Below are 8,118 nucleotides of genomic sequence, written 5' to 3'. Positions count from 1 at the left end.
CGCGGCGCCCGGCACCACTGGACCCGCGCCGCGCCGGACCCACACCCGGCGACACCGGCTACGGCCACGAACTCGACCAGGCGCAGATCGGCGCCGCCATCGCCCACTGCAGCCGCCGCGGCCGGCTGGACGAGGACGCGCTCTACCGCCACTTGCAGCTGTGGGAGCCGCAGCACGCCGAGCAACACGGCACCCACGTGGCCAGCCTGGCGGCGGGCCCACGCATCCCGGTGCGCACCATCGGCCACGAAGACAGCCCGCCCGACTGGCGCCCGGCCCATGACGCCGGCAGCCGCGCCCGTCTGCTGGTGGCGCAGCTGGACTGGGCCAGCGCGGCCGACAGTTCCGGCGGTGCACTCAACGTGAGCGTGCTCGACGCCCTGGCCTGGGCGCTCGCGCGCTGCGCGGACGACGCCACCGTGGTGATCAACCTGAGCTGGGGTGCCCTGGCCGGGGCGCACAACGGCTCGTCGATGATCGAGTCGGCCCTGTCGCAACTGGTGGCCGCCAGCGGACTGAACGCGCAGCTGGTGGTGCCCGCGGGCAACGCCTACCAGGCCCGGACCCACGCCAATGCCTCGCTCGCGCCAGGCGAGTCGGTCACGCTGCATTGGCGCGTACAGCCCGACGACCACAGCCAGAGCTTTCTGGAATGCTGGCTGCAGGACACCGAGCAACCCGCCGCCCCAGTGCAGGGCGTGCAGATCACGCTGACGCCCCCCGGGCAAGCCGCCTTGCCCGCCCGGGCCGTGGGAGACACCGGTGTCTGGCCCTCGGCCACTGCACCGCAGTGCGCCCTGCTGTTCCCACCCACCTCGGCGCTGGGCGCGCCGGGTGCCTGCGCCCTGGTGGCCGTGGCACCCACCGCCCGCTGCTTCAAAGAAACGGTGTGCAGCGCGCCCGGCGTCTGGCAGATCACCGTGACCAACCGCGGCCCCCGCACCGTGGTGCTGGACGCGTACATCGAGCGCGACGACGAGATCCGCGGTACCCAGACCGGCGCGCGCCAGTCGTACCTGCAGGACCGCCGCTACGACACCAGCGGCGGGCTGGGCAGCTTCATCGACCACCCGGGCGACCCGACGCCGGTGCGCCGCAGCGGCACGTTCAACGACCTGGCCACGGGTGCCAACACCCTGTCGGTGGGCGGTGTGCGCTACTTTGACAGCTGCATGGACCCGATGGCGCGCTACAGCCCGCGCAGCCCGGACCCCGATGCCGCACGCCCCGAACGCACCGGTGTGCAAAAAGTGCCCGACCGTTTTGCCGTGAGCGACGAACACGCCACGCTGTGGGGTGTGCGGGCCGCCGGCACGCGCAGCGCCGCCGCGGTGCGCATGGTGGGCACCAGCATGGCCGCGCCGCAGGTGGCGCGCCTGTGGCTGGACAGCACCCGCTGACCGCGCGAACCGCGCAGACCCTGCCTACCAGCGCGCAGGCAGGGGCTTGAGCAGGTGGAGGCGGCGCTCGCGCACGGCGATGTAGCCGCCGGTTTCCAGGTCTTTGAGCAGGCGGCTGACCATTTCGCGCGAGCAGGCCAGGTGTTGGGACAGTTCCTGGTGGGTCATGCGCTCGCGCAAGGCACGCACGCCCTGCCCGTCGGCCTCGCCAGCCAGCTGGTTGAGCAGGCGCACCAGGCGGCCGTACACGTCGATCAACGCGATGCTGCGCGCGCTTTCGGTGGCCAGACGGGCGCGGCGGATCAGGCGGCCCATAAGTTCGAGCGCGAATTCGGGGTGGGCTGCGATGTAGGCCAGCAGCGTGGCGCGCGAGACGACCGAGCAGGTGCTGGCTTCGGTGGCTTCGACGTTGGCCGAACGTGGCCCGCCGTCCAGCGACATTTCGCCCACGTATTCGAGCGGGCCGTAGGTGCCGAGGGTGAGTTCCTTGCCGTTATCGTCCCCCAGAAAGGCGCGCAGCCGGCCCTGCAGCACGATGTAGAGGGTGTCGCCGGTCTCGCCTTCCTGGATCAGCAAGGTGCCGCGCCGGTAGCGGCGCGGCACCCCCATTGCGGCGAGCGCTTCGATGTGGGCGGTGGAAACGGGGTCAGAGGGATTGGCGTTGTCGTGGGGCATCAAGGCGCATGGCTGGTCTCAGGCCATGGCATTGTGCGACACCGGCGAAACCGCCCGCAAGGCCGACACCATGGGGGGCAGGCTGTTGATGCGTTGCAGCAAGTGGCGGATGCTGGCGCTGCCGGTTTTTTCGCGCAGCGCCTTGATCTGGCTGCGCACGGTGGACTGGGCCACGCCGTGCTCCTGCGCGATCTCGGGGATCGACAAGCCGCGGCACAGGGCCATCATCACCGCCTCTTCGCTGGGGCTGAGGTTCTGGGCCCGCGCGAACATGCGCACCGAAACGTTTTCGCACGCGTTCTGGCGCTGCAGCAGCACCAGCACGGTGGGCGCATCGTTTTCAAGCGGATGGGTCAGCGGCACAAATGCCAGCGACAGGTGCTGGGTCTTGGCCTCGTTCTTGAGCAACAGCAGGCGACGCTGGCCGCGCAGGGACAGCTCCAGGGCCAGCTGGATCTGTTCGCTCAGCTCGGTGTTCACCCCCAGCAGCATGCCGCCCTGGCTCATGACCAGGCGCTGGCTGGCCAGTTCGTGGCGCGCCAGGTGGTTGGCGTGGCGCAGGCGGCCCTGGGCGTCGATCACCAGCACGCCGTAGTCGATCTCGTCCATGACACGCATGAGCAGCGCCTGCTCCAGGCCCTGCTGAACATGACCGATGCCCGGGACCGGGGTGCTGGCGATGCCGTTGGCGGGTGCTGTCCACATGGTGCTTCTCCTGTGCGTTGACGATGGGAGAACTGTAGGCAGCCAGGGCGGCGCGCCGTAGCGCCGGGTTCCCCGCCGTTTTGTGATCTGTTCACCAAACAGACACAAAACCGACCGGTGCGTGCGGTATGTCCGGGCGCTGTGGCGCCGCCGGGGGCACCCGGTCAGGACTGCGCTTTGAGGCGGATGTCCGACAGCGTGCCACGCGTGGTGATGACCTCTTCGCTCAGCGGCACTTCGATCATCGTGCCGCAGGGGGCGGTCAGCGCGCGCAGCAGCGCGGCTTCAAAGTCGGCGGTGTGCTCCACCCGCTCGGCCGCGTAGCCGTAGGCGCGAGCCAGTGCGCAGACTTCGGGTTTGCGCAGGTCGGAACCGCTCACGCGCGCGGGGTATTCGCGCTCCTGGTGCATGCGGATGGTGCCGTAGGTGCCGTTGTTGAGCAGCAGGACGATGGACTTGGCGCCGTGCTGCACCGCCGTGGCCAGCTCCTGACCGTTCATGAGGAAGTCGCCGTCGCCTGCGATGGTGAAGGCCACCCGACCGGTGAGGATGGCCGCGGCGATGCCCGCCGGCACGCCGTAGCCCATGGCCCCGTTGGTGGGGGCGAGCTGCGTCTTGTGGCCCTTGGCCAGGCCGTGGTATCGGTAGAAGCGGTGCAGCCAGCTGGCGAAGTTGCCAGCACCGTTGGTGAGCACCGCATCGGCCGGCAGGTGGCGCTGCAGCGTGTGAATGAGCGCCGGCATGTCGATGGCGCCGGGCAGCGTGACGCCGCCGTTGGCCACGTCCACATTGGCTTCGTAGTCGGCATGACAGGCCGCCGTCCATTCGGACCACACCACCGTCGGCGGCGCGGTCAGCACCTCCAGCGAACGCGCCGCCGCGTTCATGGTGGCGTTGATCGCCAGCGTCGGCTGGTACACCCGACCCAGTTCCTCGCCGCTGGCGTGGATGTGCACCAGCTTCTGCCGCGGCACCGGTGCCTCGATCAGCGTGTAGCCGCCAGTGGTGGCTTCGCCCAGGCGCGGTCCGATGGCGATGATCAGATCGCTGCTGCGCACGCGCGCGGCCAGCGCCGGGTTGATGCCCAGGCCGATGTCGCCCGCGTAGTTGGGGTGGTGGGTGTCGAAGCAGTCCTGGAAGCGAAAGGCGTTGGCCACCGGCAGCTGCCAGTTCTCGGCGAAGCGCTGCAGGGCCGCGGCTGACTGCGGCGTCCAGCCCCCGCCTCCGGCGATCACCAGCGGCCGCTGGGCGGCCAGCAGCAGTGTGCGCAACTCGCGCAGCGCACCGGGATCGCTCCAGGCCTGCACCGGCTCCACGCGGGGCAGCGGTGCGGCGTCCACGGTCTGCGTCAGCATGTCTTCGGGCAGCACCAGCACCACCGGTCCGGGCCGGCCATTCATGGCGGTGGCAAAGGCGCGGGCCACGTATTCGGGGATGCGGCGGGCGTCGTCGATGCGCTCCACCCGCTTGGCAAAACCTTTGGTGCTGGGACCGAAGAAGGCGGCAAAGTCGACTTCCTGAAAGGCCTCGCGGTCGCGCGCGTCGCTGGCCACGTCACCCACGAAGAGCACCATCGGTGTCGAGTCCTGGAAAGCGGTGTGCAGCCCAATGGAGGCATTGGTCGCACCCGGCCCTCGGGTCACGAAACACACACCCGGCCGACCGGTCAGCTTGCCCTGCGCCTCGGCCATGAAGGCCGCGCCGCCTTCCTGCCGATTGATCACGAAGCGGATGCGGTCAGCGTGCTGGTGGAAGCCGTCGAGCACGGCCAGATAGCTCTCACCCGGCACACCGAAAGCGTGGGTGACGCCCTGGGCGATCAGGCATTCAACGAGCAGGTGGCCGGCGAGTCGGGGAGTGAATTCGGTGGTCATGCGGCCGATTGTGCTGCGCCGTCAACTCGGAATGCACTGCGCGAAGCCAGCGGAAGTCTGGCGAGAGACACCGCCGGGCCGGCTTTGCCGGACAGCTGGTGTCGCCCCCTTGAGGGGGTCGCGCGCAGCGCGGCTGGGGTGTTTCACAAGCTTGTTCTGCGGCCGACACCGACGGCGGCGTACACCGACACCATCAACACCACGGCCGCACCGGCCAGCGTGGCGGCGTACCAGCCGCGGTCCATGAAGCCACCGAAGACCAGGGGCGAAACGGCAAAACCGACGTCCAGCCCCGAGTACACCGTGCCGTACACCCGGCCGGTGGCGCCCTTGGGCGTGGCTTTCTTGATCATCATGTCGCGGCTGGGCCCGCCCACGCCCACCGCAAAACCGGTGGCGGCCAGTGCCACCATGGTGCCGGTGGCGCCCAGCCAGCCGGTGGCGCAGACCAGCAGCAGCACGGCGCCCGCGCTCATGGCCAGCGCCACCACGCGGTCGCTCTGCTTGGTGTAGGCGGCCACAAAGCCACCCACCAGCATGCCGAAGGCGCCGCACAGCATGTAGGCGCTGATGGTCAGGGTGGCAGCCTCCACGCTCACGCCGTGCACGGCCTTGAGGATGGACGGCGCAAAGCTCTGCACCACCGCCAGCGTCATGGTGGACAGCAGGAAGAACGAGAAGCACCACCACACCACCGGCAGCTTGAGGAAGGCCGTGTCCGAACCCTTGGGCGCATCGGCGTGGCGCACGTGCACCTGCGTGAGCAGCTTGTCGCGCTGCCAGAACAGCAGCGCCAGCACGCCCACGTACAGCAGCGCCGCCGCGTGGTAGGCGGTGCGCCAGTCGGCCAGCGCGGTGATGCCGACCAGGAACGCCGGCGCCAGCGCCCAGCCCAGGTTGCCGGTCAGGCCGTGCGCGCTGAAGGCATGGCCCAGCCGCGGCGGCGACACGCGCTGGTTCAGGATGGTGAAATCCGCCGGGTGGAACGGCGCGTTGCCCAGGCCCGCCAGCACCGCCACCAGCACCAGACCCGGGTAGCCCGTGGCGATGGACGCGGCCAGTGCCGCCAGCAGGAAGCAGCTGATCGCAGCAAACAGCACCGGCCGGGCACCGATGCGGTCCACCACAAAACCGGCCATGGCCTGGCCCGAGCCCGAGATGACAAAGAAGATGGTCATGAGCAGACCGACGTCGGAGTAGCTCAGGCCGAAATCGCGCATGAAGATCGGGAAGAGCGGCGCGAGCAACAGGTGCGAGAAGTGCGAGGTGCCGTGCGCCAGGCCCACCAGGCCGATGACGGCGGCATCCTGTTGCAGGGGAACGGGGTTGGCAGGCGCGCTGGCGTCGAGGGTGGCGGTGTTCATCGGCGGCATGTTAGGCGCTGCGGTGCCGGTTGTTTTGCGATAAAAAGACAAGTCCTGTCGAATTTCCGCCAAAGCACCCGCCCACCATCCACCGCCTCATGCACAACCGCCGCCAGCGCCAGGCCGTCCCGGTCGGCGATACCGACCCCTACCAGCCCAACCCGCAACGCCCCGTGCGCTGCCGCGCCCGCGCCATGGGGCACGACACGCAGATCGAACCGCACCACCACGCCTGGGGACAGCTGGCCTACTGCGCCAGCGGCCTGTTGCAGGTGACGGTGGCGGCCGACCCGCACCCAGGTGGCCCCGCCTGCGAAACCACCAGCATCGTGCCGCCATCGCGGGCGGTGTGGATCCCGCCGCTGGCACGCCACGCGGTGACCATGCTGGAGGCCTCGCAACTGCTCACGCTGTACGTCGATGCGTCAGCAGTGCCCGATGCCTGGCGCACCTCGCGGGTGCTGGTCGTGTCACCGCTGCTGCGCGAACTGGTGCTGGCCATGGACCAGCCGCACCACGCCAGCCAGGCGGCCCAGCAGCAGGCGCTGGCCACCCTGGTGCTGGCCGAGATGGCACACGCCCCGACCCAGCCACTGGGCGTGCCCATGCCCGACCCGCAGCGTGGCGACCGGCGCCTGCGCGCGCTGTGCGAAGCGGTCATGAACGCTCCTGCCCTGCACGCCACCCTGGCCGACTGGGCCACCCACAGCGGCGCCAGCGAACGCACGCTGGCGCGCCTGTTCCGCGAGGAGTTGGGCATGGGCTTCCAGCGCTGGCGCCAGCAGGTGGTGCTGGCCCACGCCCTGCCCATGCTGGCGCGCGGCACACCCGTCAGCCAGGTGGCCGCGGCCAGCGGCTATGCCAGCGACAGCGCCTTCACCGCCATGTTCCGGTCTGCACTGGGGCAGCCGCCCACGCGCTTCGGGCCGGGCGCCGCGGCCTGATCAGAGCAGGTCGAGCACCCGCTCCTTCGGTCGGCACAGGCGGGTGCCCTTGGGGCTGACGACGATGGGACGCTCCACCAGCACCGGGTGCGCCAGCATCGCATCCAGCAGTTGCGCATCGCTCAGCGCCGGATCGGCCAGGCCCAGTTCGGTGTACAGATCACCCTTGGTGCGCAGCACCTCGCGCGGGCGCAGGCCCATGGCCTGCAGCAGCCCGGTGAGCTGCTCGCGGGTGTAGGGGGTCTTGAGGTAGTCCACCACCACGGGCTCGATGCCGGCCTCGCGGATCAGCGCCAGCACGTTGCGCGAGGTGCCGCAGGCCGGGTTGTGAAAGATGGTGATGATCATGGTGGGCCAGCATGCTAACGCACGTGCATCCGACCCATGACTGCCCATAAAAAAGCCCGAACAGACCATTGCAGGTCTGCTCGGGCTCCTACCACTCACAGCAGGCGAACGCCTGCAACGCTCATCTCAGGTTCACAGGATGTCCTGCAACACAAGGTCTGTGACGCGCAAAGACGTCACGCCGGTGAGCTCGATGACAAACTCGGCATCGATGTCCGCGTCCGTGCTGCCGTAGAGCTTGCCGTCGGCGAAGTGCAGCCACCCTGTGGCGTCCTTTCCCAGAACCGGTGCCAAAGGGTTGAACACGAAGTTCTGGACACCAGGAGCCACCGGGTTGATGTCGAATTGGCTGAGATCCAGGACGTCACCCTGTGCACGCCGGAAGTCGGTGATGACATCGTGCGAACCCAGCGAGCCGCTATCGCCCTGAGTGAACACGAACCGGTCGGCGCCAAGCCCGCCTGTCAGGGTGTCGCGACCCGATCCACCGATCAGCACGTCATTGCCCTCGCCCCCCACCAGCGAATCCGTTCCGGTTCCACCCAGCAGGGTGTCATCGCCAGCGCCACCAAACAGCGTGTCGTTTCCGGCGAGACCCTCAAGCAGGTTGTTACCGATGGAGCCGGTGATGCGGTTACCCAGTTCGTTGCCAGCACCATTCAAATCGCTGGAACCTCGCAGAATCAAGTGCTCCACATTGGCGCCGAGGGTATAGCTGATCGAGCTGCCCACGGTATCGATACCCTGGTTAAGCAACTCCACGACGGTGTCACCGATGCTGTCGACCTGATACAGATCATCACCAAAG

Annotated in this window: 7 protein-coding genes and 1 pseudogene; 2 read left to right on the top strand and 6 right to left on the bottom strand. The window is 69.0% G+C overall.

What is annotated here, in order from left to right; genetic code table 11:
* Nucleotides 1-1,400, top strand: a 1,400-nt coding sequence (locus tag ACR2JA_RS15960) for a S8 family serine peptidase (RefSeq protein WP_434010058.1), incomplete at its 5' end; no start/stop codon positions are given.
* Between the two features lie 24 nt (nucleotides 1,401-1,424).
* Here the strand turns inward: ACR2JA_RS15960 and ACR2JA_RS15955 are convergent.
* The 4 genes from ACR2JA_RS15955 to ACR2JA_RS15940 all read right to left on the bottom strand — a co-directional run bounded on the left by ACR2JA_RS15955 (nucleotide 1,425) and on the right by ACR2JA_RS15940 (nucleotide 6,018).
* The gene (locus ACR2JA_RS15955; RefSeq protein WP_434010057.1) at nucleotides 1,425-2,075 is read right to left on the bottom strand and encodes a Crp/Fnr family transcriptional regulator; all 651 of its coding nucleotides are present in this window, start codon (nucleotides 2,073-2,075) and stop codon (nucleotides 1,425-1,427) included.
* A gap of 18 nt (nucleotides 2,076-2,093) precedes the next feature.
* Nucleotides 2,094-2,780 (bottom strand): helix-turn-helix transcriptional regulator, encoded by a 687-nt coding sequence (locus tag ACR2JA_RS15950; RefSeq protein WP_434010056.1) that lies wholly within the window; start codon nucleotides 2,778-2,780, stop codon nucleotides 2,094-2,096.
* A 164-nt stretch (nucleotides 2,781-2,944) separates the two neighbouring features.
* Nucleotides 2,945-4,654, bottom strand: a complete 1,710-nt coding sequence (locus ACR2JA_RS15945; RefSeq protein WP_434010055.1) for a thiamine pyrophosphate-binding protein — start codon at nucleotides 4,652-4,654, stop codon at nucleotides 2,945-2,947.
* A gap of 143 nt (nucleotides 4,655-4,797) precedes the next feature.
* The gene (locus ACR2JA_RS15940; protein ID WP_434010054.1) at nucleotides 4,798-6,018 is read right to left on the bottom strand and encodes an MFS transporter; all 1,221 of its coding nucleotides are present in this window, start codon (nucleotides 6,016-6,018) and stop codon (nucleotides 4,798-4,800) included.
* 98 nt (nucleotides 6,019-6,116) lie between these two features.
* On the opposite strand from ACR2JA_RS15940, the gene ACR2JA_RS15935 reads away from it, so the two are divergent.
* Entirely contained in the window at nucleotides 6,117-6,962 is an 846-nt protein-coding gene (locus ACR2JA_RS15935; protein WP_434010053.1) for an AraC family transcriptional regulator, read from the top strand.
* Between the two features lie 3 nt (nucleotides 6,963-6,965).
* Here the strand turns inward: ACR2JA_RS15935 and arsC are convergent.
* Both arsC and ACR2JA_RS15925 read right to left on the bottom strand, forming a co-directional pair.
* Nucleotides 6,966-7,310: pseudogene (arsC, locus tag ACR2JA_RS15930) on the bottom strand (arsenate reductase (glutaredoxin)); the annotation flags it as partial.
* Between the two features lie 132 nt (nucleotides 7,311-7,442).
* On the bottom strand, nucleotides 7,443-8,118 hold a 676-nt coding region (locus ACR2JA_RS15925), incomplete at its 5' end, for a calcium-binding protein (protein WP_434010052.1).

Origin of the sequence: Hydrogenophaga sp. (assembly GCF_051007235.1) — a bacterium.
Classification (GTDB): Bacteria; Pseudomonadota; Gammaproteobacteria; order Burkholderiales; family Burkholderiaceae_C; genus Hydrogenophaga.
Note: the sequence above shows the minus strand (reverse complement) of the source record. Positions and strands in the feature narration are given on the sequence as shown.